This window comes from Roseomonas rosulenta, from assembly GCF_016106005.1.
GTDB classification, from domain to species: domain Bacteria; phylum Pseudomonadota; class Alphaproteobacteria; order Acetobacterales; family Acetobacteraceae; genus Neoroseomonas; species Neoroseomonas rosulenta.
Genome location: NZ_JACADR010000009.1, coordinates 1 through 22,993, shown reverse-complemented (window position 1 = coordinate 22,993; position 22,993 = coordinate 1). Strand labels below are relative to the sequence as shown.

General features: G+C 70.6%; 25 protein-coding genes. 9 read left to right on the top strand and 16 right to left on the bottom strand.

Features of this window, described 5'->3' with window-relative positions:
- Position 1: 1 nt before the first annotated feature.
- The 3 genes from HW578_RS02910 to HW578_RS02900 are packed head-to-tail and all read left to right on the top strand — an operon-like array spanning position 2 to position 1,238.
- Positions 2–226, top strand: a complete 225-nt coding sequence (locus tag HW578_RS02910) for a hypothetical protein (RefSeq protein WP_198369028.1) — start codon at positions 2–4, stop codon at positions 224–226.
- Entirely contained in the window at positions 223–654 is a 432-nt protein-coding gene (locus HW578_RS02905; RefSeq protein WP_232478539.1) for a cupin domain-containing protein, read from the top strand. Before HW578_RS02910 ends, HW578_RS02905 begins: the two co-directional genes overlap by 4 nt.
- Positions 654–1,238, top strand: a complete 585-nt coding sequence (locus HW578_RS02900) for an NAD(P)H-dependent oxidoreductase (protein ID WP_198369027.1) — start codon at positions 654–656, stop codon at positions 1,236–1,238. Before HW578_RS02905 ends, HW578_RS02900 begins: the two co-directional genes overlap by 1 nt.
- Positions 1,239–1,435: 197 nt before the next feature.
- Here HW578_RS02900 and HW578_RS02895 read toward each other — a convergent pair whose 3' ends face one another.
- The 5 genes from HW578_RS02895 to HW578_RS02875 are packed head-to-tail and all read right to left on the bottom strand — an operon-like array spanning position 1,436 to position 6,259.
- Positions 1,436–1,660: a GNAT family N-acetyltransferase gene (locus HW578_RS02895; protein ID WP_198369026.1), complete on the bottom strand. Its 225-nt coding sequence runs from the start codon at positions 1,658–1,660 to the stop codon at positions 1,436–1,438.
- Positions 1,661–1,664: 4 nt separating this feature from the next.
- Positions 1,665–3,071, bottom strand: coding sequence for an FAD-binding oxidoreductase (locus HW578_RS02890; RefSeq protein ID WP_198369025.1), 1,407 nt, complete (start codon positions 3,069–3,071; stop codon positions 1,665–1,667).
- Entirely contained in the window at positions 3,068–4,429 is a 1,362-nt protein-coding gene (locus tag HW578_RS02885; RefSeq protein WP_198369024.1) for an FAD-binding oxidoreductase, read from the bottom strand. Before HW578_RS02885 ends, HW578_RS02890 begins: the two co-directional genes overlap by 4 nt.
- The gene (locus HW578_RS02880; protein WP_198369023.1) at positions 4,422–5,237 is read right to left on the bottom strand and encodes a creatininase family protein; all 816 of its coding nucleotides are present in this window, start codon (positions 5,235–5,237) and stop codon (positions 4,422–4,424) included. The genes HW578_RS02885 and HW578_RS02880 overlap by 8 nt, the downstream gene beginning before the upstream one ends.
- A complete protein-coding gene (locus HW578_RS02875; protein ID WP_198369022.1) occupies positions 5,234–6,259 on the bottom strand; it encodes an ABC transporter substrate-binding protein in 1,026 nt (341 codons plus the stop codon). Before HW578_RS02875 ends, HW578_RS02880 begins: the two co-directional genes overlap by 4 nt.
- Positions 6,260–6,493: 234 nt before the next feature.
- Between HW578_RS02875 and HW578_RS02870 the strand changes: the two genes are divergently transcribed.
- Positions 6,494–7,495 carry an aromatic ring-hydroxylating oxygenase subunit alpha gene (locus HW578_RS02870; protein WP_198369021.1) on the top strand — a complete coding sequence of 334 codons (1,002 nt, stop codon included), beginning with the start codon at positions 6,494–6,496 and terminating at the stop codon, positions 7,493–7,495.
- Here HW578_RS02870 and HW578_RS02865 read toward each other — a convergent pair.
- The 6 genes from HW578_RS02865 to iolG form a co-directional block, all read right to left on the bottom strand.
- On the bottom strand, positions 7,492–8,532 hold the full coding sequence (locus tag HW578_RS02865; protein WP_232478532.1) for an ABC transporter ATP-binding protein: 1,041 nt from the start codon (positions 8,530–8,532) through the stop codon (positions 7,492–7,494). The two genes, HW578_RS02870 and HW578_RS02865, sit on opposite strands and share 4 nt — an antisense overlap.
- 64 nt (positions 8,533–8,596) lie before the next feature.
- Positions 8,597–10,774: an ABC transporter permease gene (locus tag HW578_RS02860; protein ID WP_198369020.1), complete on the bottom strand. Its 2,178-nt coding sequence runs from the start codon at positions 10,772–10,774 to the stop codon at positions 8,597–8,599.
- A 6-nt stretch (positions 10,775–10,780) separates the two neighbouring features.
- Positions 10,781–11,809 (bottom strand): ABC transporter substrate-binding protein, encoded by a 1,029-nt coding sequence (locus HW578_RS02855; RefSeq protein WP_198369019.1) that lies wholly within the window; start codon positions 11,807–11,809, stop codon positions 10,781–10,783.
- Between the two features lie 80 nt (positions 11,810–11,889).
- A complete protein-coding gene (locus tag HW578_RS02850) occupies positions 11,890–12,666 on the bottom strand; it encodes an inositol monophosphatase family protein (RefSeq protein ID WP_198369018.1) in 777 nt (258 codons plus the stop codon).
- Positions 12,663–13,445 carry an SDR family oxidoreductase gene (locus HW578_RS02845; protein WP_198369017.1) on the bottom strand — a complete coding sequence of 261 codons (783 nt, stop codon included), beginning with the start codon at positions 13,443–13,445 and terminating at the stop codon, positions 12,663–12,665. Before HW578_RS02845 ends, HW578_RS02850 begins: the two co-directional genes overlap by 4 nt.
- Positions 13,442–14,431 (bottom strand): inositol 2-dehydrogenase, encoded by a 990-nt coding sequence (gene iolG, locus HW578_RS02840; protein ID WP_198369016.1) that lies wholly within the window; start codon positions 14,429–14,431, stop codon positions 13,442–13,444. The genes HW578_RS02845 and iolG overlap by 4 nt, the downstream gene beginning before the upstream one ends.
- 84 nt (positions 14,432–14,515) lie before the next feature.
- On the opposite strand from iolG, the gene iolD reads away from it, so the two are divergent.
- From iolD to HW578_RS02825, 3 genes are all read left to right on the top strand, one after another.
- Positions 14,516–16,348, top strand: a complete 1,833-nt coding sequence (gene iolD / locus HW578_RS02835; RefSeq protein WP_198369015.1) for a 3D-(3,5/4)-trihydroxycyclohexane-1,2-dione acylhydrolase (decyclizing) — start codon at positions 14,516–14,518, stop codon at positions 16,346–16,348.
- A gap of 1 nt (position 16,349) precedes the next feature.
- Entirely contained in the window at positions 16,350–17,231 is an 882-nt protein-coding gene (iolE, locus tag HW578_RS02830) for a myo-inosose-2 dehydratase (protein WP_198369014.1), read from the top strand.
- Positions 17,232–17,319: 88 nt separating this feature from the next.
- Positions 17,320–18,165: a universal stress protein gene (locus HW578_RS02825; RefSeq protein WP_198369013.1), complete on the top strand. Its 846-nt coding sequence runs from the start codon at positions 17,320–17,322 to the stop codon at positions 18,163–18,165.
- Here the strand turns inward: HW578_RS02825 and HW578_RS02820 are convergent.
- Genes HW578_RS02820 through HW578_RS02800 form a run of 5 tightly spaced genes read right to left on the bottom strand, consistent with a single transcriptional unit; the run spans position 18,157 to position 22,053 of the window.
- Positions 18,157–19,077: a DUF6282 family protein gene (locus HW578_RS02820; protein ID WP_198369012.1), complete on the bottom strand. Its 921-nt coding sequence runs from the start codon at positions 19,075–19,077 to the stop codon at positions 18,157–18,159. The two genes, HW578_RS02825 and HW578_RS02820, sit on opposite strands and share 9 nt — an antisense overlap.
- 10 nt (positions 19,078–19,087) lie before the next feature.
- On the bottom strand, positions 19,088–19,777 hold the full coding sequence (locus tag HW578_RS02815; protein ID WP_198369011.1) for an amino acid ABC transporter permease: 690 nt from the start codon (positions 19,775–19,777) through the stop codon (positions 19,088–19,090).
- Between the two features lies 1 nt (position 19,778).
- Entirely contained in the window at positions 19,779–20,453 is a 675-nt protein-coding gene (locus tag HW578_RS02810; protein WP_198369010.1) for an amino acid ABC transporter permease, read from the bottom strand.
- A gap of 6 nt (positions 20,454–20,459) precedes the next feature.
- Positions 20,460–21,284, bottom strand: a complete 825-nt coding sequence (locus HW578_RS02805) for a transporter substrate-binding domain-containing protein (RefSeq protein ID WP_198369009.1) — start codon at positions 21,282–21,284, stop codon at positions 20,460–20,462.
- A 28-nt stretch (positions 21,285–21,312) separates the two neighbouring features.
- On the bottom strand, positions 21,313–22,053 hold the full coding sequence (locus tag HW578_RS02800; RefSeq protein ID WP_232478530.1) for an amino acid ABC transporter ATP-binding protein: 741 nt from the start codon (positions 22,051–22,053) through the stop codon (positions 21,313–21,315).
- 105 nt (positions 22,054–22,158) lie between these two features.
- Here HW578_RS02800 and HW578_RS02795 point away from each other — a divergent pair, with 105 nt between their 5' ends.
- Positions 22,159–22,431 (top strand): (2Fe-2S)-binding protein, encoded by a 273-nt coding sequence (locus HW578_RS02795; RefSeq protein ID WP_198369007.1) that lies wholly within the window; start codon positions 22,159–22,161, stop codon positions 22,429–22,431.
- A partial coding sequence (locus tag HW578_RS02790) for an FAD-dependent oxidoreductase (protein WP_198369006.1) occupies positions 22,428–22,993 on the top strand: 566 nt, incomplete at its 3' end. The genes HW578_RS02795 and HW578_RS02790, both read left to right, overlap by 4 nt.

The window sequence follows — 22,993 nt, the reverse complement described above, 5'->3', positions numbered from 1 at the left end:
CATGCAGACGGCATGCCGGGGAGACGCGCCGCATGATCCCGATCGGGCCATCGGCGCGCAACACCTGGCGGCAGCGAATGTCGCGGGCTTTGGCACGATCCTGGTCGAGGACCGCGCGGCCGCCACCAATCCGCGCTTCCGCCACGACGTGACCATCCTCGACATCCACCAGATCTTCGGCGTTACCGTGGCGCCCAACGACCTGGCAAAGGCGATCGCCCCATGATGAGCGTCCCCGTCATCGGCAAGCGTGCGGCCGATCTGCGCGGCTTCCGCATCACGCCCACCGACACGAACTACTTCGCCTGCCTGCTCGACCCGCTGGCGGATGGCGTGTCCTTCACCCTGGTGGTCGAGATCTTCGAACCGGGCGGCAGGACGCCACCCAACACGCACAGCGCGGCGGAGGAATGCTTCTTCGTGCTGGCGGGCAGCGGCGTGGCCATGGCGGACGGTAAGGCCATGCCGATCGGCGCTGGCGATTGCTTCGTGCTGCGCCCGGGTGTCGAGCATGTGGTCGAGAACACCGGCACAACGAAGCTCTATTGCCTGACGCTCATGACGCCGAACCAAGGCTTCGCGGAGCTGATCCGCGACGGTACGCCGGTCGACCTCGCGGCCGAGGACATCGCGGTGCTGACGGGCCGCGGCTGATGCGCGTGCTGGTGCTCTACGCGCATCCGCTGCCGGACAGCTTCCACGCCGCGCTGCATCGCGCTGCGCTCGAGGGCCTGACACAGGGGGGCCACGAGATCGACGACTGCGACCTCTATGCCGAGGGCTTCGACCCGGTGCTCTCCGCGGAGGAACGCCGCGACTACCATGACCCCGCTCTGAACCGCCGCCTGGTGGCACCCTGGGTTGCGCGCGTGCAGGCGGCCGAGGCCATGGTCTGCGTCTTCCCCACCTGGTGCTTCGGCCCGCCGGCGATCCTCAAGGGCTTCTTCGACCGTGTCTTCCTGCCGGGCGTGTCCTTCACCCTGCAGGATGGCGTGGCGAAGCCGTCGCTGACCAACATCCGACGCATCGCTGGCGTGGTCACCTATGGGCGCCCTTGGTGGACGGCGCTGCTGATGGGCGACCCGCCGCGCATGGCGGTGACGCGCTACCTGCGCGTGCTGACGGGGTGGAAGGCGAAGGCGGAGTACCACGCGCTGTATGACATGAACCGCGCGACGGCCGCGCAGCGGGAGGCCTTCGTGGCGCGCGTACGGGCGCGCATGGCCAGCTTCCGCTAAGGTTGCGCGGCGGGCAGCACGAAGGTCACCTCGTCCACCGCCTGGCCCTGCGCGATCCAGCCCGCCGCACGATAGACCCTCTCCGCGCGCGTGCCGGCCGTGGTGGACAGGTGGATCGCCCCCGCGCCTTAGGAGCGCAGCCAGGCCACCGCGGTATTCAGCAGCCCGCGGTCGATGCCCCGCCCTTCCTGGCCAGGCTACACGAAGAGCGCCCAGATGCTCGCACCCTCCCGCGTCGCCGCGGAGAAGCCCAGGATGACGCCGTTCTCCTCATGCACCCAGGCGCGGCCGGCGGGGCCGAGGTGGTCCTCGTAGTCGCGCTGCGTGACGCGCGCAGGATCGGTGAGGATGTTCTCGCGCACCGTGCCCCGGATCTCGCGCAGGCGGCCAAGATCCTCGCGCGTCGCGGGGCGGATGGCCATGCGGCTATTCCAGCGCGTCCTCGACCTCCGGCGCATCCGCGTCGCCGAACATGTAGTGCGTGCGTGGCGCATCCGGCGTCCAGGCCGGGTTGTCCCAGGCCAGCATCTTGCCGGGGTTCAGCAGGCCGAGCGGATCGGCCTCGCGCTTGAACGCGAGCTGCTGCGCATCGACGCGCTTCATGCCGCCCTCCTCGAGCGTGAAGGCGTGCGGGTTGAAGATGGGGCAGCCATTCTCCTCGTGCAGGCGGATGATCTCGGCCAGGCGTTCCTCGGTGGTGTAGCGCACGAGCTGCAGGCCGAAGCAGGTCACCTCGCCGCCGAAGCGCACGAATTCAAGGTGCATCGGCACCTCGTCCCCGAACATCGCGGCCATCTTCTCCACCAGCGCGAGGTGGCCCGGTGGCGGGAACAGCGTCTGCAGGTAGGTGATGCTGCGGTCCACCTTCAGTGCCTGCAGCGTGGTGTGGTTCCAGGAGTGCTCGTAGAGCGGCACCGCGGCCTGGTCGGTGGCGCAGCGATACAGCTCGCGCCCGTTGTGGCGCTCGACATAGGGCGGCAGCGCCTCGAGGAAGGGTGCGGCAACCATCGCCAGCACCACATGCCTGCCCGCCGGGACGACGCCCTCGAAATGCTTGAAGTACTGCTGCGGCGCGGGTGCCGCGATCACGCAAGCGAGCTTCTTGACGATCCCGTCCGCGCGCGTCAGCGCATCGGCGAAGCGCGCTGCGTCCATCAGCGTGGGAAAGCCGTACATCACGTCCACCCAGTCATGGGCGGGGGCGAGCGGTACCTCGACCTCGGTGATCACGCCGTTGGTGCCATAGGCGTGGTTCGCCTTGTCGATCTCCGCGCCACGCAGCTCAAGCACACGCGGCGTCGCCTCCATGGTGACCACGCGCAGGCCGAGGATGTTGCCCGGTTCGCGCAGCGACCCCCACATGCACGACCCCGCGCCGGCCGACCCGCCGGCGATGAAGCCGCCGATCGTGGCCGTGCGCTTGGTGGAAGGATGGAAGCGCAATTCACCGCCCACCTCACGGCGCGTCTGCTCGTCGATCGCGATCAGCTTCGCCCCCGCCTGCGCGCGCAGCACGCCAGGCTTCGCCCAGACGATGCGGTCCATCGCCGAGAGGTCGAGCACGATGCCGCCCTTCAGTGGCATCGCCTGGCCGTAGTTCCCGGTACCCGCACCGCGCGGCGTGACCGGAATGCGGCGCGCATGGCATTCGGCCAGGATGCGAATCACCTCGGGCTCGTCCTTCGGCAGCGCCACCGCATCGGCCTTCACGCCGTTCAACTGGCGCTTCAGCACAGGGCTGTACCAGAAGAAGTCGCGGCTGCGCTGGCGCACCAGCGCGGCGTCGGTGATGAACTCGATGCCCGGCAGGGCGGCGATCAACTCGGCGGTCATGCGGCGTCGGTCTCCGGGCTGTCGAAGCTGGCCATCTTGCCGGGGTTGAACAGGCCGAGCGGATCGACGCGCCGCTTGAAGCCGAGCTGATCCCCCGGCACGCGGCGATAGCCCGAGCCCCCTTCGATGGTGAAGACATGCGGGTTGGCGATGGCGATGCCCTCGGCCTCGAACCCCGCCATGATGGCATTCAGTCGCGCCTCGTCCGTCCAGCGGATGACCGGCAGCGCGGTCATGGTGGTGCGGCCGCCGAAGCGCACGCATTCGGTGTGCATCCAGACTTCGTCGTGGAATTTCAGCCGCACCGTCTCCACCGCGCGCAGCGTGTCCTCGAAGGGAAAGCGGCATTGCAGGTAGGTCACGCCGCGGTCGCGCTTGAGCACCTGCAGCGTCGTGTGGTTCCAGCAGTATTCGTAGAAGGGCGTGGCGTCCGGGTCGCGTTCCGCCGCTACCGTATCCTGGTCCGCCACGATGGTCCCGCCATGCTCGCGCACCAGGTCGCGGAAGCCCACCAGGCCGGACGGCGCCACCATCGCCAGCACCAGCGCATGGCCCGCCGGCACGACATCCGCGAGGCCGCGGAAGAAGGGCGGCAGCCGCGCATCGAAGACGCCCGCCATCTTCTTCTGGACGCCGTCCGCGAAGGCCAGCGCCAATGCGAAGCGCGCGGCGTCCGCGAAGTTGGCGAAGGTCACCGCCATGTCGCGCCAGGCCTGTGCCGGCACCAGCGGGATGCGCACGCGCGTGATGACGCCGGTGGTGCCGTAGGTGCGATTCACCGGCGCGGCCGCGTCGCCTTCCAGATCCAGCAGCGCGGGCGGGTCCTGCAGCGTCGCCACGCGCACGCCGTTGAGGTTACCGCGCTCGCGCATCGTGCCATGGACGATGCCGCCCACGCCCGCGCCACCGCCGGCGACGAAGCCCGCGATAGTCGCGGTGCGCTTGGTGCTGGGCCAGAGCCGCAACTCCCAGCCGCGGTCGCGTGCCCAGAGATCGAGGTCGATCATGCGCGCGCCGGCCTCGGCCTCCAGCACGCCGTCGGTGATGCCGATCGGCGCCGTCATCGCCGTGGTGTCGAGCACGATGCCGCCGTTCAGCGGCACGCATTGCCCGTAGTTCCCCGTGGCCCCGCCGCGCACCGTCACCGGCACGCCCTGGGCGCGCGCGGCACCCAGAACGCGCAGTACCTCTGCCTCGTTTGCCGGGCGCACCCACAGATCGGCGCGCTTGCCGTCCAGCTGCGCCTTGAGCACCGGGCTGTACCAGTAGAAGTCGCGGCTTTTCTGCCGCAGCAGCGCGGCGTCGTCCGACTGTTCGATCCCCGCGAGAGCGGCGGACAGGGCGGCGATGTCAGGCATCGGGATCGGGCGCGTTGGACAGCCAGCCCTCCACGTCCATAGCCGCCAGCTGCGCCCAGAGCGCGGCCATCTTCTGAGCGGCGTGGTCCAGCAGCGCTTCGCCGATCTCGGCGGTGGCGGCCGAGGCATCGCCTACCGCGCCCGCCGGGTGCAGGTCCTGTGCCTGCCAGGCCAGCGGCGCGCCGGCATCGGGCGCCATCGACGGCGTTGCGTTCGACGCGCCCTGCCAGCGGCTGACGAAGTTGCGCGCCTTGTCCATGTGCACGAGGTGCGGCGTGAGCGCGAGCATCACGGATGTCTCGTCCCGCCCGGCATGGATGCCGAAGCGGGATTCGACCGGCTCGCGCAGCGCCTCCGGCTTGCCCATCCGCGCCCACATGGCGTTGACGGCGAAGAGGCCCTGCTCGATCCGCAGCCGCCGCGCCGCGATGTCCAGCGCCGAGACATTTCCGCCATGGCTGTTCACGAAGACCAGCCGCTTCACCCCCGCGCGCGCGACGGAGGCGCCGATGTCGCAGACCAGCGCCAGCAGCGTCTCGGCGCTGGTGGTCAGCGTGCCCGGATAGCGCAGGTGCTCCACCGACAGCGCCACGCTTTGCGTCGGCAGCACCAGCACCGGCAGTTCGTCGGGGATCACCTTCAGCGTGCGCGCGACGACGCCCTGGTTGATGGTGGTGTCCACCGAGACGGGCAGGTGCGGCCCGTGCTGCTCGATGCTCGCCACCGGCAGCACCGCGACCGTGTTCGCCGGCAGGCTGCGGAAGGCCGGCCAGGGCAGGTCCTGCCAGTAGCGGGTGGGAAGCGTCACGAGAGCCTCATGTCGGTTGCCGGGGGCAGGTAGCGCGGATCATAGACCTCGGTCCAGGGCAGCGGGCGGGCGATGGAGAAGGCCTCGCGCACCATGTCGATGCCGCGCTGCAGGCGCGCCGTGTCGATCCGCCCGAAGCCGTTGGCGCGGACATGTGGGGTGAAGGTCAGTTCGTTCAGCGCGAGTTCCAGGCGCTCGCGCTCCAGCGCCACGTCGGTCAGCGGTTCGCGCGCGCGCAGCACGGCGATCACGCCGGCGGGATCGGCCAGGCTGTCGTACTGCGCGCGCACCAGGGCGCGGATCAGGCCGGTCACGGCGGCCGGGTTCGCCTCGGCCCAGCGCCGCGTGGTGATCAGCGACGTCGCGTAGAAATCCGCGCCGAAGTCGCTGTACTTCATGGTGACGATATCGTTCGCCGGCACGCCGAGCCCGCGCAGCGACAGGATGCCCGAGGTGATGAAGCCCGTGATGGCGTTCACGCGGCCCTGCGCCAGCATCGTCTCGCGCAGTTGCGGTGTGACGGTCTGCCAGCGGATGCGGGATGCATCTATGCCCGCCGACTTGGCGAAGGCCGGGAACAACTGGCGCCCGGCATCGGACTCCGGCGCGGCGACGGACTTGTCCATCAGGTTGGCGGGGCGCGCGATGCCCTCGCGCCGCAGCGTCATCACCGCCAGTGCCGTCGCGTCATAGACCAGGAAGGGGCTGAACAGGTCCACCTCGGGCCGTTCGAGCTTCATGCGGATGGTCGGGTTCAGGTCCGCCACGCCGACATCGTACGAGCCGCCGGCGATCTTCACCGGCACGTCGCCGGAGCCGAAGCCACGGTCCATGGTCACGTTGAGGCCCTCGCGGCGGAAGTAGCCGCGCTCGAGCGCCACCAGGAAGGCGGCCTGCGGCCCCTGGAAAGCCCAGTCCAGGCTGAAGCGCACGGGCAGCAGGGTCTGCGCCTGCACCGCCGGCGCGGCGAGGCCGGCCGCCGGCAGCGCGGCCAGGGCACGAAAGGCAGTGCGGCGATACATGATGTGTCTCCCGGTTGCGGGCGGCGGCGGGCGCCCGTGGTTTTGCCAGGAGCAACGGGTAGCAAGCAGCGGACCAGCCGGCGGCCGCAGGGCCGCGGCGCCCGTTGCCCTCATCGCGGGCGATGATGCCGCAAGGTTTGCCGTGTGAATGTGCAGGGCGCGTGTCGCCCGCCGCGCGCGGACATGGTCCATAGCTTGCAGCGCTGCTCGGCGGACCCGACCGGAGGCCCCGCCATGCTCGCGACCGCCACGCCGCTGCTGACGCGTTTCTGGTATCCCGTCATGCCGATGGCGATGCTCGCGGACGGCCCGAGGCCCTTCCGCCTGCTCGGGCGCGACCTGGTGCTCTGGGTGGATGGCGAGGGCCGACCCGCGGCGATGGACGACCGCTGCTGCCATCGCACCGCGAAGCTGTCCAAGGGGTTCTACAGCGAAGGCCGCCTCGCCTGCGGCTACCATGGCTGGGAATTCGGGCGCGACGGCACGGTGCTGCGCATCCCGCAGCGCCCGCCCGAGCGGCAGGGCGCGATGCGCATGGGCACGCCCGCCTACCGCGCCGAGGCGCGCTACGGCTACCTTTGGGTGGCGCTGGACGAGCCGCTCTTCGACATCCCGGTCTTCGAGGAGGAGGCCGAGGGTTTCCGGCGCATCGACGAATTCTACGAGGTGTGGAACTGCGCCGGGCTGCGACTGATGGAGAACAGCTTCGACAACGCGCATTTCTCCTTCGTCCATCGTGCCTCCTTCGGGGACCAGGGCCACCCGGAACCCGCGAAGCTCGAGATCGAGGAACACCCGGACGGCTTCCTGATGATCACCGAGGTGCCGGTGCGCAACCCGGAGATCCAGAAGAAGGTCTTGCGCATGGAGAATGACGAGACCGTGCGTTCCATGCGCGGGCGCTGGTACATGCCCTTCCTGCGCAAGCTGCGCATCCGCTACCCGAACGGGCTCAGCCACAGCATCGTCACCGCCGCCACGCCGATCGACGACCGCACCAGCCAGGTAGTGCAGTTCGTCTTCAGGAACGACACCGAGGCCGATGCGAAGGCGGAGGATGTGATCGCCTTCGACCGCATCGTGACGAACGAGGACCGCGACATCCTGGAATCCACCGACCCGGACGTGCCGCTGGACCAGGCGGGGATCGAGTTCAACATGCCCTCCGACCGCCCGGGCGTGCTGATGCGGCGGATGCTGGCGGTTGTGCTGGCGCGCGAGGCGAAGGCGGCCTAGCCGCGCAGCGGGATCGCGCGGTCAAGCCGGCAGGAGACCGCGGCCCCTTCCTCCCAGGCTGGCGCGGCCGCTTGTGTCACGACGAACAGCATGCCCGCCGCCGTCTCCACCTCGTATTCCCGCGTCTGGCCGAGGAAGGCGGCGCGCTGCACGCGGCCGGGCAGGCCCGCGCCCTCCTCCGGCACCAGCAGGCGGATGGATTCCGGGCGCACCGCCAGCGCGGCCGGGCCCGGCGGATGCGATCGCATCACGGTCTCCAGCACCGCGCCGCCGATCGCGATGCGGCCTTCGCCCAGCACCTCGCCGTGCAGGACATTCGCCTCGCCCATGAAGTCGGCGACGAAGGCGTCGGCGGGGTCGTCGTAGAGCTCGGCCGGCGTGCCCTTCTGGGCGATGCGGCCATCCTTCATCACCACCACCAGGTCGGAGACCGCCAGTGCCTCCTGCTGGTCGTGCGTGACATACACGACCGACAGACCGAGCCGCTTCTGCAGGTCGCGGATGTCCTCGCGCACGCGGCGCCGCAGCCGGGCATCAAGGTTGGACAGCGGTTCGTCGAACAGCAGCACCTTGGGGCGCAGCACCAGTGCGCGCGCCACCGCCACGCGCTGCTGCTGCCCGCCGGAGAGTTCCGAGGGAAGCCGCGCCCCGAGGCCATCGAGGCCCAGCGTCCTGAGCATCGCCTGCGCCTCGGCTTCCGCCGCCTGGCGCCGCGCACCGCCGACAACGAGGCCATAGGAGACATTCTCCAGCACCGTCATATGCGGGAACAGTGCGTAGGACTGGAACACCATGGCGATCCGGCGCTCGGCCGCGGCCAGGCGCGTGACGTCGCGGCCTTCGATCTCGATGCGTCCGGCGGTCGGCAGCTCGAGCCCCGCGACGAGCCGGAGTGTGGTGGTCTTGCCGCAGCCCGAGGGACCCAGCAGCGTGACCAGCGCACCCTGCGGCAGGTCGAAGGAGACGTCGTCCACCGCGCGCACGAGGCCGAAGGCCTTGGTCACGCCGGTGAAGCGGATGGCGGCGTCGCGCATCATCTCGTGGTCATCCGCATGAGGCTCCGGTGCCCGGCCGCTTGAGGCCACGCAACGCAGGGCGGGCTCACGGTCCGGCCCCGACCGGGGTGGCCGGGACGGCGCGCCGGCCGATCTGCGCACGGCCGACGATTCGCTCGATGCCGAGCACCACCGCGAGCATCACCACGATCAGCACGGTGGAATAGGCGATCGCCAGCGCCATCTCGCCGGCCTCGACACGCCCGACGATGTAGACGGTCGAAAGGTTGTGCCGTGCCGAGACGAGGAAGATCACCGCCGAGACCGCCGTCATCGCATGCACGAAGCTGAAGGCCAGCGCGGCCACGATCGCCGGGCGCAGCAGCGGCAGGACCACGCGGCGCAGCGTCTCGAGCGCACTCCCGCCCATGGTGGCCGATGCCTCGTCCAGCGACTTGTCGATCTGCGCCAGCGCTGCGATGCCCCCGCGCACGCCCACCGGCAGGTTTCGGAACACGAAGCAGATCACCAGGATCAGCGCGGTGCCCGTGAGCTCCACCGGCGGTTCGTTGAAGGCCATGATGTAGGACACGCCGACGACCGTGCCCGGGATGGCGAAAGACAGCATGGTCATGAACTCGAGGCTGCCGCGCCCGGGAAAGGACTGCCGCGCCAGCAGCCAGGCGAGCAGGATGCCGAGCCCCGCCGTCAGCGGCGCCGAGATCGCCGCCACCTGGATGGTGGTGAACAGGCTGTCCCAGGCCGATCCGCGGAAGGCGATGCCATCGACCCATTCGACCTCGAAGCCGGTGATGAAGTGGCGCCAGGTGAAGGAGAGGTCGGCGCGGCCGATATCGTGCACGAACCCGCCCACCAGGATGATGCCGTAGACCGCGGCGGTGAAGGCCATCCAGGGCCAGGCGAGGGCGCCGCAGGCGAACTTCAGCCCGCGCGGCAGCGGCGCCGGCACGCCGGAATCGCCCTTGCCCGTGACCGTGGTGTATCGCCGCCGCCCAAGCCACAGCGCCTGCAGGGCGAAGGCGCCGAAGGTCAGCGCCAGCAGTAGCAGCGCCAGCGCGGCCGCCCGCCCCGGATCGTGCCGCGCGCCGGCGATGGCGAAGAAGATGCGCGTCGACAGCACGTCGAAATCACCGCCGAGCACCAGCGGATTGCCGAAATCCGCGAGGCTCTCGACGAAGGCCAGGAGCAGGCAGGCGGCGATGGCCGGGCGGAGCAGCGGCCAGGTCACGGTGCGGAACACGGTGAAGCGCCGCGCGCCCATGGTAGAAGCGGCTTCTTCTAGGGAAGGCCCGATCGCGCGCACGGCCCCTTCGAGCAGCACGAAGGCGATCGGCGCCTGTGCCAGCACCTGCGCCAGAAGCACGCCCGGCAACCCGTAGATCCAGCGGCTGCGGGGAATGTCGAACCAGTCCCACAAGGCGGTGGTGACGATGCCCGTGCGCCCGAACAGCACGATCAGCGCCAGCGAGACGACGAAGGGCGGCGTGATCAGCGGCAGGATGGTCATGGCGCGGAAGGCCGGCTGCGCACGCACGTTGCCGCGCGCCGCCAGCAGCGCGAAGGCGAGGCCGATCAGGGTGGAGATCACCGCCGTCAGACTTGCCAGCAGCAGCGTGTTCCACACCACGCCGCAGCCCTGATGGGTGGTGACGCAGGCGAGGCTCCAGGCCTCCGGCGCCGTCAGCCGCGCCGCCAGCGCGCCGGGCGCGATGCGGCCATCCTCCATCACCGCCGCCGCCAGGATGGTCGCCAGCGGCACGAACACGAACAGCAGCAGCAGCCCCGCGCTGCCCGCCACCAGGAGGGCGATGAAGGCATCCCCACCGAAGCGCCCCTGCGCCGCGAACCCCGAGGCGAGCATCGCGGCCGCGCCCGCCAGGAGCATCGCCGCCCCCCAGCCGAACGCGGGTTGCGGCGCGGGCGCGCCCAGCAGCGGCGCCAGCAAGGGCCACTCCAACCCGCGCAGGCCGATCGCATGGCCCTGCAGAAACACCAGCGCGATCGCCCCCGCGCCGCACCAGGCGAGCAGGTGGCCCGGCACGCGCCCGGCCAGAAGGGCCGGCGCCGGGGCAGCCAGCAGGATCACCACCGGCCAGAGCCACCAGCGCGTGCCATTCGCGAGCAACGACGCCAGAGGCGCGGCTTCGCCCGAGGGCCAGGCCGCCAGCCCGGCGAGGCCGGACTCCATGCCGTGCCAGGGTGCCAGCAGCAGCCCGGCCAGGATCGCTGCGAGCGCGGCGCGCCCGAGGCCCAGCGCGCCCACGCCGCCTCAGCGCGCGCCGGCGCGCACCTCGCGTTCCCAGCGCTGCAGCAGGCGGGTGCGTTCCTCGCTGCTGCCCCATCGGGCGAAGTCGTAGTCGATCAGGCGCACATCCTCGAAGCGCGGCGCCTGCGGTGGGATCGGCGCGGCGCGGTTGGACGGCAGCTGGAAGGAATTGGCCGTGGCGGCGATCGCCTGGGCCTCCGGGCTCAGCGCCCAGTCGTAGAAGCGGCGCGCATTCTCCATGTTGCGGGCGCCGCGGATGATCGACATCGACCCGATCTCGTAGCCCGTGCCCTCGCAGGGCGCGACGATGTTCACCGGCGCACCGGCCAGCTTCTGCGTCACCGCGTCGTGCAGGAAGGTGATGCCGACCAGCGTCTCGCCGGTCGCGGCGGCGCGCGCCGGCGCCGCACCGGACCGGGTGTACTGGTTCACGTTGCGATGGAGCGCGCGCAGATAGGTGAAGGCGGGCTCCTCCCCCATCACCTGCACGAGTGTGGCCAGCATGGTGTAGGCGGTGCCGGAGGTGTTGGGGTCGGCCACCTGCACCTCTCCGCGGAACTCGGGCTTCGCAAGGTCCGCCCAGCACGTGGGGGCGGCGATGCGGCGGCGTTCCAGCTCGCGCGTGTTGTAGGAATAGCCGAGCGCGCCGGCATAGATGCCGACGGTGCGGAACTGCGCCTGTTCCGCCTGGCGCGTCGCCCAGGGCTGCAGCTCCGCCAGGCGCGGGGAGCGGTACTCGACTGTCAGGTTCTCCTGCGCCGCCTGCATGTGCGGATCCCCGGTGCCGCCCCACCAGACATCGCCGCGCGGGTTCGACGCCTCGGCGCGGATCTGCGTCAGGGTCTCACCGGAGGACTTCCGCGTCATGGCCACGCGGATGCCGGTGGCGCGCTCGAAGGCGGCCATCATCGGGCGGCACCATTCCTCCTGCACCGAGCAGTAGACCGTCAGGTTGCCCTGCGCCTGCGCGGCGGCGGGCAGCGCGGCGAGGATCGCGGCAATGGCGATGGCAAACGGGCGGCGGGTCGCCATGGCGGTACTCCTCCCTGTCCCGGGTCTGGTGCCGGGTTCGTGGTCGTGATGCGGAAGTAATGCCTGTCGCGCCACCGGGTTCAAGCCTCGAGAAGTGCCGCAAGCTGCGCACCCAGCGCCGGCGCGCCGACGCCGATGGGATTGCCGCTTGCCAGCCAGTCGCCGGTGTCGAAGTCGGTGGTCCAGCAGCCGGCCTCGCGCGCGATGACGATGGCCGCGGCGGCGTCCCAGGCGTTGATGTGCAGCTCGAGGTAGGCATCGAGCCGCCCCGCCGCGGCCTCCACCAGGCCGAGCGCGCCCGAGCCGCCGCTGCGCAACCCCGCGCCAAGGGAGGTCACGCTTTGGGCCATGCGGTGGAAGCGCGCGATCGGCATGCGCAGCGACCAGCCGCATTCGATGATGGCGCGGCCGATGTCGGTGGTCGGCGCCGCGCGGATCGGCGTGCCGTTCAAGGTCGCGCCCAGGCCCTGCGCCGCGGCGAAGACTTCGGCGGGGGCGTAGCGCGCGACGGCGCCGGCCACGGCGCGACCTTCCATCACGAGGCCGATCGAGACGCACCAGCGGTCCCCGCCGCGCGAGAAATTCGACGTCCCGTCGATCGGATCCAGCACCCAGAGCGGGCCGGCCCCGTCCGCTGCGCCGCCCATCTCCTCGCCCAGGATCGCCTCGCCCGGGAACTCCCGCTCGAGCCGCCCCCGGATGAAGCGCTCGGTGGCGCCATCGGCCTCGGTGATGAAGTCCTGCGCGCCCTTCAGGGCGGCCACGCCGCCGCCCTCGGCGCGCAGGCGCTGCGCGAGCGCCGCGGCCTCGATGGTGATGGCGGCGGCGGCGTCGCGGCGGCGCGCAAGGTCGGTCATCCGTAGGCTCCCATGACATTCTGGTCGAAGTCGATCAGCGCGCCGGTCATCATCGCCGCGGCATCCGACAGCAGGTGGATCGCGAGCCCCGCCACGTCGCGCGGTTCGATCAGCCGGCCGAAGGGCTGCGCGGGTGCCGCGCGGTCGAGCCAGTCGGGCGGGTTGCCGTCGCGCGCCTGGATGGCGTGCTCGCCTGGCGTGTCGGCCCAGCCGAGGTTGATGCCGTTGACGCGGATGCGCCGCGCGCGCAGCCCATGCGCGGTGTTCTTCGTGAGTGTGGCGAGCGCGCCCTTGGACGCTGCATAGGCGGTCAGGAAGGGCTGCCCGCCATGGCTCGACATGGTGATGATGTTGACGATGGCCCCCGGCCTGCCCAATGCGACCAGGCGCTGCGCCACGGCCTGGGTCAGGAGGAAGGGCGCGCGCGCATTCACCGCGAAAAGCCGGTCCCACAGCTCCACCGGCGTGTCGAGGATGGTGCCCCGATCGGTCAGCCCCGCCGCGTTGACCAGAGCATCGACCGGGCCGAGCGCGTCCTCGGCCTGCGGCACGATGCGCGCGACGGCGGCGGCATCGGCCAGGTCTGCCGGGATGAACACCGCCGGCACGCCGAGGGAATCCGCCACCGCCCGCCCGCGTGCGATGTCGCGGCCCGTGATGGCGATGCGGTCCGCGCCCGCTTCCACCGCGGCGCGGGCGATGCCCTCGCCGATGCCCTGGGTGCCGCCGGTGACGAGCACCACGCGGCCCTTCAGCGAGACCTTCGGCAGCGCGGTCATGCGACGCGCACCGGGCGGTTCTCATGCAGGGATTGCAGTGCTGCCTCGGCCAGCACCAGCGCCTGACGGCCATCCTGCGCGCCGACCGGCATCGGCGCCCGGTTCACCACGGCGTCGATGAAGGCGGCGAGCTCGATGCGATACGCCGCGGCGTAGCGTTCGAGGAAGAAATGCAGCGGCTTGTCGGTGGCCACGGCTCGCGCATCCGCCTGTTCCACCGTGGTCGCCAACCGGTTGCCGGCGATCAGCCGGCCGAGGCTGCCATGCACCTCGACGCGCTGGTCATAGCCATAGGCGGCGCGCCGCGAGTTGTTGATGTGCGCCATGCGGCCTGAGGCTGTGCGCAGCAGCACCATGCAGGTGTCGATGTCGCCGGCGGCGGCGACCGCCGGGTCCACCAGCGCGGCGCCATAGGCGAAGACCTCGACCGGTTCCTCGCCCAACATCCAGCGCGCCATGTCGAAGTCGTGGATCGTCATGTCGCGGAACTGGCCGCCGGAGACCTTCAGGTAGTCGATCAGCGGCAGGCCCGGGTCGCGGCTGGTGATCACCACCTGCTCCACCGCACCAATGGCGCCGGCGCCGATGCGACGGTGGAGCTCGGCGAAATCCGGGTCGAAGCGTCGGTTGAATCCGACCAGCATCGGCACGCCCGCCGCCTGGACGGCGGCTAGCGCCTCGTCGACGCGGGCCAGCGAGAGGTCGATCGGCTTCTCGCAGAAGATCGCCTTGCCCGCCCGCGCCGCGGCGATGACAAGGTCGGCATGGGTGTCGGTGGAGGAGGCGATGATGACCGCGCCGACCGCCGGGTCCGCCAGCGCGGCCGCGGTGTCCGACACCTGCGCGCCGTGCTTGCGCGCCAGCGCCGCGGCCGCCGCGCCGTTCACGTCGACAACATGCGCGAGGCGCGCCGCGCCGCTGGCGGCCAGGTTTGCGGCATGGATCGCGCCGATGCGGCCGGCCCCGAATTGCGCGAAGACGAGCATGGCGGTTCCCCGTGGGTCCTGCTTGTGGCCGCCGCCATCCATCCGTAACACTGCGCTGCCGTCAATGCGCTGGGGGGAGACGCCATGGCCATCATCCGCCTCACTGCGGCCGAGGCCACGATCCGCTTCCTTGCGGCGCAGGAGACCGAGATCGACGGCCGGCGCGTACCGCTGTTCGGCGGCGTTTTCGCCATCTTCGGCCATGGCAATGTCGCTGGCCTCGGTCCCGCCTTGCAGGCGGCGGGCAGGCGCCTGCACACCTTCCGCGCACATAACGAGCAGGCCATGGCGCATGCCGCCATCGCCTATGCCAAGGCGCATGCGCGGCGGCGGATGATGGCCTGCACCACCTCGGTCGGGCCGGGGGCCACCAACATGGTGACGGCGGCCGCGGTCGCCCACGTGAACCGCCTGCCGGTGCTGCTGTTGCCGGGCGACGTGTTCGCCGACCGCCGCCCCGATCCGGTATTGCAGCAGCTGGAGCATTTCGGCGACCCGACCATCAGCGCGAATGACTGCTTCCGGCCTGTCTCGCGCTTCTTCGACCGCATCACGCGGCCCGAGCAACTGCTGCATTCCCTGCCCGCCGCGCTGCGCGTGCTGACCGACCCGGCGGAATGCGGCCCGGCCACCATTGCTTTCCCGCAGGATGTGCAGGTGGAGGCCTTCGACGTACCGGCTGATTTCCTGCACCGCCGCCTGCACCGCATCCGCGCGCCCGAGCCCGATACGCGCGAGCTGGCTGAAGCCGCCGAGGCGCTGCGCCGTTCGAAGCGTCCGCTGCTGATCGCCGGTGGCGGCGTGAAGTATGCCGGCGCCGAGGGTGCCCTTGCGGAGTTCGCGCAGCGTCACGGGGTCCCCGTGGCCGAGACCCAGGCCGGCAAGGGCAGCCTCGCTTGGGACCATCCCTGTAATGCGGGCGCGATCGGCGTGACCGGATCAGCGGCGGCCAATGCGCTAGCCGCACGCGCTGACCTGGTACTGGCGGTCGGGACCCGCCTTGCCGATTTCACCACCGGATCACGCGCGTTGTTCGGCCAGGCGCGGCTTGTGGCGCTGAACGTCGCGCCCTTCGACGCGGGCAAGCATGGCGCACTGCCGCTGGTGGCGGATGCGACGCGTGGCCTGACGGCGCTGGGAGTCGCGCTGCGTGGCTGGACCGCACCGGGCGACTGGACGCAACGCGTGGCGCCTGCCGTCGCGCGCTGGAACGCCACCGTCGCCCGCGTCACCGCCGCGCCAAAGCGGGCGTCGCTGCCGACGGATGCGCAGGTGCTCGGCGCGGTCAACCGCGCCATGCCTCGGGACGGCATCATTGTCTGCGCGGCCGGCGGGCTGCCAGGTGAATTGCACAAGCTGTGGCGCGCCACGGACGCCGCGTCCTACCACCTCGAATACGGCTATTCCTGCATGGGCTACGAGATCGCCGGCGGTCTCGGCGCTAAGCTCGCGATGCCGAGGCGCGAGGTTGTGGTGCTGGTCGGCGACGGTTCGTATCTGATGATGAACAGCGAGATTGCGACCTCCGTTGCGATGGGTGCGAAGCTGACCATCGTGCTGCTCGACAATCGCGGCTTCGGCTGCATCAATCGCCTTCAGCGCGGCACCGGGGGTGCGCCCTTCAACAACCTGCTGGCGGAGGCAGCGCCGCCGGTTGATTTCGTGGCGCATGCGCGCAGCCTGGGGGCGGAGGCGGTCGCGGTGGATGGCATCGCCGCGCTGGAGGCCGCCCTGCCGCGCGCCTTTGGTGCGAAGCGTACAACCGTGCTTGTCGTCGCGACGGATCCGCAGGCCTCCACGCAGGAGGGTGGCGCCTGGTGGGACGTGCCGGTCTCGACGGTTCCACGCGATGCGGCGCAGAGGCGCGCGCGGGCGGCGTATGAGTCGAACCGCGCGCGCCAGCGCCTCGGAGCCTGAGATGATCCGCCTCGCCATCAACCCGCTGACCTGGACCAATGACGACATGCCCGAGCTCGGCGCGGAGACGCCGCTCGAGACCTGTCTGGCGGAAGCGAAACAGGCCGGCTTCGCGGGGGTGGAGCTGGGCAACAAGTTCCCGCGCGAGGCCGCGACGCTGGCGCCGATCCTGGCACGGCACGGGCTGGCGCTGGCCTCCGGTTGGTACGGGTCGCGCCTGCTGGAACGCGACCTGGAGACCGAGATGGCGGCGGCCGAGCCGCATCTCGCGCTGCTGCAGGCCATGGGCTGCACCGCCTGCGTCTTCGCCGAGGTCTCCCACGCTGTGCATGGCGAACGCACCACGCCGCTGTCGCGCCGGCCGGTGCTGAGCGAGGCCGACTGGGCCGTGCTGGCGCCGCGGCTGGATGAGATGGCGCGGCGCATGGCGGCGCGTGGCCTGCGCCTCGCCTACCATCACCACATGGGCACGGTGATCGAGACCGCGGCCGAGATCGACCGGCTGATGGCCGCGACCGGGCCGGACTTCCATCTGCTGCTCGACACCGGCCACTTGACCTTCGCTGGCGGCGATCCCGTGGCGGCGGCGCGGCGCCATGCCGGGCGCATCGCGCATGTGCACTGCAAGGATGTGCGCGCGCCGGTGATGGCGGCGGCGAAGGCGCGCGACCTGCCCTTCCTGGCCGCGGTGCTCGAGGGTGTCTTCACCGTGCCGGGCGATGGCTGCGTCGATTTCGCGGCGGTCTTCGCCGCGCTGCGCGGCTATGAAGGCTGGCTGGTGGTGGAGGCGGAGCAGGACCCGGCCCGCGCCCATCCGCTGACCTATGCGCGCATGGGCCACGACCATGTCGCGGCGCTGGCGGGGCGGATCCGCGCCGACTGACTCCGGGCGGCTTGACGCGGATCAAGCGCGGGGGAAGGCTCAGGGCTAATCTGCCGGCCACGACACCAGACACGGGTGGGAGAACGCCATGGCCTTCAACGACATCCTCGTGCATCTCGACGGCACGCCGCAGGCGACTGCGCGGCTCGCCGTCGCCGCCGGTCTTGCGCGCCGGCACCAGGCGCATCTGACCGGCCTGTTCGTGGTGGATGTCACGCCGCCGATCATGGGTGCGGCGGATGCCGGCAGCGGCGCCGTGCTGGCCGGGCTGATCGAGAGCATGCGGGCCGAGGCCATGGCCGCCGCCGCCACGGTCGAGGCGGCGTTCAACGAGACCCTGCGGCGTGAGGGCATCGCCGGCGAGTGGCGCCTGGTGGAGGGGATCACGGCAGAGCTCGTCTCCCTGCATGCGCGCTACGCCGACCTCGCCATCCTCGGCCAGGCCGACCCGGCGGAGGGCACGGCGTCGGATGGCAGCGTGCTGGCGGCGGCGATCTTTGAATCCGGCCGGCCGGTGCTCGTGGTGCCCTATGCCGGCAGCTTTGCCACGGTCGGCGAACGTATCCTGGTCGGCTGGAATGCCGGGCGGGAGGCGACGCGCGCAGTGCATGACGCGCTGCCCCTGCTGGAGAAGGCAAAGTCGGTCACGGTCACGGCGGTCAATCCGCGCGTCGGGCTCGGCGCGCATGGCGAGGAGCCCGGCGCCGACATCGCGCGGCACCTCGCGCGGCATGGCGTCACGGTGACAGTCGAGCACACCGTGGCGCCGGAGATCAGCGCGGCGGATATCCTGCTGAACCGGGCCTCGGAGCTCTCGGCCGACCTGCTGGTGGTCGGCGCCTATGGCCATTCGCGGCTGCGGGAGTTCCTGCTGGGCGGCGTCACGCGATCGCTGCTGCGCGAGATGACGGTGCCGGTGCTACTCTCACACTGACGCACCGCCGACACGGAACAACCGAGCCGGGTTCTCGGCCGACATGCGGCGGATCTCGGCCTGGGTGAAGCCTTCGCTCTCGATCAGCATGAGGTATTCGCGGAACGCCTCGACCGGCGGCGGCAGCAGGTAGACGCCGGCGTCGGAGGAGACGATGGCGCGGTCGCCCGCGGCGCGCAGCCGCGGCGTGAAGTCCTGGATGGTGCTGTTGGAAGCGATCTTGTGCTTTTCCTCATCCACGTGGGTGAGGCCGACCTGGGTCGCGTGCGTCAACACGAAGAAGGAGAACTCGGCATAGCCGCCGAGTGCCACGATTGCGGCGATCTCATCGGGTGCGTAGCGCGCGCAATGCGTGCGGATGCGAGTGCAGCCGCGGCGCTTGGCTTCCTCAGTCAGCGCCACGGCCTCGCGGCCCGAGACATGGCCGCAGTCGAATACGACGTCCTTCGCGGCGCATAGCTCCATGATGGCGGGCACGGGATCGGGCACCTTGCCGTTCTCGGGGACCGAGAAGGTCGTCTCGAGGAAGGCGGGGCTGCGACCCTCGCGGGTCGCGACATGGCGCGTGTGGTGCGTGGGCAGGCTGACGAAGCGCGCGCCGGTGCCGGGGCCGTAGCCGTAGCCGATGGCGGTGCGCGCCGCCTCCAGCGTCACGCCGCCGGCAGTGGGCTGCATGATCAGCCCGCCGAAAGCCTCGATGCCGAGGTGACCAAGCTCGTCATTGGCCAACGCGGCGAAGCCGGAGGTGTTCTGGAAGTTGCACATGATGCCGATGGCGCGCATCCCAGCCGCGGCCGCCTGGCGTACCGCATCGAACACGTTCACCGAACGGCCCGACAGGTGCGGCGCGCAATGCACGTGGCAGTCGATCGCACCTTGCAGCAGATGCGTTCCGGGCGGGGTGAATGGCATGGCGGTGTCCTCAGCGTGCGGTGCGGTGGGCCAGCCGCGCCTCGAGCCTCTCGCCGAGGCGCTTGGTGGGCCAGCAGATCAGGAAATAGACGACCAGGATGGTTCCGAAGCACAGCAGCGCGGAGAAGCCGCGCGTGTTCAGGATCTTGGCGGCGTAGGTCAGCTCCAGCACGCCGATCTGCGAGGCGATGGAGGTGGACTTGATGAAGCCCACCGCATAGCCGAACAGCGGCGGCAGTGCGACGCGCCAGGATTGAGGTGCCACCACGCGCGTCAGCACCCGCCAACGGGAGAAATTCATCGCTTCCGCCGCGTCCCATTGCGGCGCAGGGACCGATTCGATTCCGGCGCGTGCAATCTCGGCGGCGAAGGCGGCGGCCGAGAGCACGACGGTGACCAGTGCGACCGTGAACAGCGAGGCCTGCGCACCCGAGAGCTGGAAGGCGAAGAACACGCACATCAGCTTCACCAGGAACGGGATGCGCCGGAAGGTCTCGACATAGAGCGTGGCGACGATGCGCAGCGGCAGCACGCCGTACAGGCGCGGGTGCCGCCCGATCGCCAGGCCGAAGCCGATGGCGAAGCCCATCGCCGCGCCTAGGTACGAGAGCAGCAACGTGTTGAGCAGCGCCTCGCCCAGGAACAGCAGGTTGTAGGGGCCGAAGAAGCGCGGCGCGTCCTCGAGCAGCTGCTCCCACATGCTAGAGGATCCTCGCCTTCACGCGGAACAGCCAGCGCCCGAGCAGGGCCAACGCCAGCGAGCAGGCCAGGGTGAGCACCACGTAGATGATCGCGGTGATGGAGAAGACCTCGAGCGAGCGGAAGGTCAGCGAGTTCACGTTGTAGGCGCGCCCGGTCAGTTCCTCGACTGCGAAGATCGCGGCGACCGAGGTTGTCATCACCTGGATGATGAACTGGTTGGACAGCGGCGGGTACAGCGCCTTGGCGATATGCGGCAGGATCACGTACCAGACCATCTGCGGCACGGAAAAGCCCATCGCCGTGGCGGCGTCGATCTCCTCCCGCCTGAGCGACTGGAAGCCGGCGCGCTGGATTTCCGTGAGATACGCCCCCGCATTCAGCGACATGCCGATGGCAACCGCCGCGTAGGGCGACAGCAGGATCCCCACATCCGGCAGCACGAAGAAGATGAAGAAGATCTGCACCAGCAGCGGCGTGTTGATGAAGAAGGTAACGTAGCCCTGTACCACCAGGCGCGCCGGCCGCGGGCCGAACTGCAGTACGGATGCGTTCACCAGCCCGATCGCCCAGCCCACGAGGAAGGAGATCACCGCGAGCTGCAACGTCAGCACCGCACCCCCCAGCAGATAGGGGATGTAGGGCGTGACCTGCGACCAGATGAGGCTGTAGTTCACGCGCCCTCAGAAGAACGGGCTGACCGGCACCTTGGTGAACATCGGCCCGTCGAACCACTTCTCCCACAGGCGCTCGATGGTGCCGTCGGTATGCAGCTCATACAGCGCGATGTTGAGCCACAGCCGGAGCGAGTCGTTGTTCTTCGCCACCCCCAGCCCGGAATAGGTCACGCCGAAGGCGGGCACGGCGGTGACTTCCCACTGTACCTGGCGGAAGGGCCGCAGCGCGAAGCGCACGGAATCGATACCGTCGAAGGATGCCTGCGCGCGCCCCTGCGCGATGGCGCGGTTGCGATCGGGGTAGTTGTCCAGCAGCAGAACCTGTGCGTTGGGAATGGCACGCTGGATGTAGGGGATGGCCGTGGTGCCGCGCACCTGCGCCAGCGTCACCTCGGGCTTGTTCAGCGCCTCGATGGTGGTGAGGCCGCGGCCGGCGACCGAGACGATGCCGTAGTTCTCCGAATGCACCGGCACGGTGTAGTCGATCACCTTGGCGCGCTCGCTGGTGCGGCTCATGGCCCCCATGACGAAGTCGATGCGGCCCGACGCCACCATCGGGATGCGCTCGGGCGAACCCACCGCCTGCAGCGTGAGGCGCACGCCCAGCTTCTGCGCGATGGCGGCAGCGACCTCGGGTTCGAAGCCGTCGATCACGTTGCGGTCGTTGAACAGGGCGCGCGGCGGCAGGGTGGGGTTCACGCCGACCCGCAGTTCCCCGCCGCGCAGGATATCCTCGAGCGGGCGCGCGGCGGCGTCCTTCGGCGTCAGCAGCGTGGCGGCGGCCGCGGCGGCGGCGGCGCCGCCCACGAAGATGGCCCGGCGGTCGGTCATGCGCGTTCTCCTTGGTTATGCCGCGCCGTCAGTGGCGCAGGATGCGGGATGTGAAGTCGCGAAGGCGCGCGCTTTTCGGCGTGTCGAAGATCTCGGCGGGCGGCCCGACCTCGACCACGCTGCCCTGGTCGAGGAAGGCGACGCGGGAGGCGACCTCGCGGATGAAGCCCATCTCGTGGCTGACGATCAGCATGGTCATGCCGTCGCGCTGCAGGGCGCGGATGGTGTCGAGAACCTCGCCGACCAGTTCCGGGTCGAGTGCGGCGGTCACCTCGTCGAGCAGCAGGATGTCGGGCTTCAGCGCCAAGGCGCGCGCGATGGCCACGCGCTGCTGCTGGCCGCCGGAGAGCTCGTCCGGGTAGGCATTCACCTTCTCCGCCAGGCCGACGCGGGCCAGCAGCGCGCGGGCCTCGGCCTCGACCTGCGCGCGGTCGCGCTTCTTCACCAGCGTGGGCGCGATGGCGACGTTGCGCAGCGCCGTCATGTTCTGGAACAGGTTGTACTGCTGGAAGACGATGGCGAAGCGGTCGCGCGCCGCGCGGAGGCTGCCGCGGCTGGAATAGTCGATCGGCGCGCCATCGACGCTGACCCGCCCGGCCCTCGGTTTCATCAGGCCGACCAGGGTGCGCAGGATGGTGGACTTGCCCGATCCCGAAGGACCGATCAGCCCCACGACCTCGCCGCGTTCCACCTCCAGCGAGACATCGCGCAGGACGTCGACCTTGCCGCCGTAGCTCACGGTCAGTCCAGCGATGGAGAGGAAGGCCAAGCGCGATATCCCGGGGTCGATTGGTACCATGGTTCCGGGCGAAGCAGGGTGCCGTCAAGCCCGCGCGGGAGTTGCGCGCGCGATGCGTCGGCTTATCCTCGTGCCATGGATCTGCGCATCGCCGGCATCACGCGCCCCACCGCCGTCACCATCACGGTGCGCGGCCGTACGGTGCTGGCGCATCCCGGCCAGAGTCTCGCGGCCGCGCTGATCGCCGCGGGGCAGTGGCGCTTCGGCGAGGGCGACGATCCCGCACGCCCGCGCACGGCCTTCTGCATGATGGGCGTGTGCCAGCAATGCCTGCTGCGCGTGGATGGCCGTCTGGTGCAGGCGTGCCTGACGCCGGTCGCGGCGGGCCAGGTGGTGACGCCGGCATGATGCACGATGTCGCGGTGCTGGGTGGCGGCCCGGCCGGCATGGCTGCGGCGACCGAGGCCGCATCGCGCGGCGCGCGCACCGTGTTGCTGGAGGAATCGTCGCTGCCCGGCGGGCAGGTGTATCGCGCCGCGCCCGCGGGCTTCGCGATGCCGCAGGATGCCGATCGCCGCGCCGGCGATGCCTTGCGGTCCGCGCTGTCGGCGAGCGGCGCCGATATCCGCACCGGCTGTCGTGTCTGGGGCCTGGGCGGCGGCCCGCTGGTGCCGGCGGGCGATGCGTCGGCGCCCTTCACGCTCTCCGCGCTCGGCGCCGATGGCGTGCCCTTCACCGTCACGGCGCGCGCGCTGGTGCTGTGCTGCGGCACGCATGAACGCATCATCCCCTTCCCCGGATGGACGCTGCCGGGGGTGATCGGCCTGGCGGCTGCGACCATCCTGCTGAAGGCGCAGGGCGTGCTGCCAGGGCGCCGCGTCGTGGTCGCGGGGGTGGGGCCGCTGCTCTACGCGGTGGCGGCGAAGGTGCTGGCGGGCGGCGGCGCCGTCGCGGCGGTGGTGGATGCGGC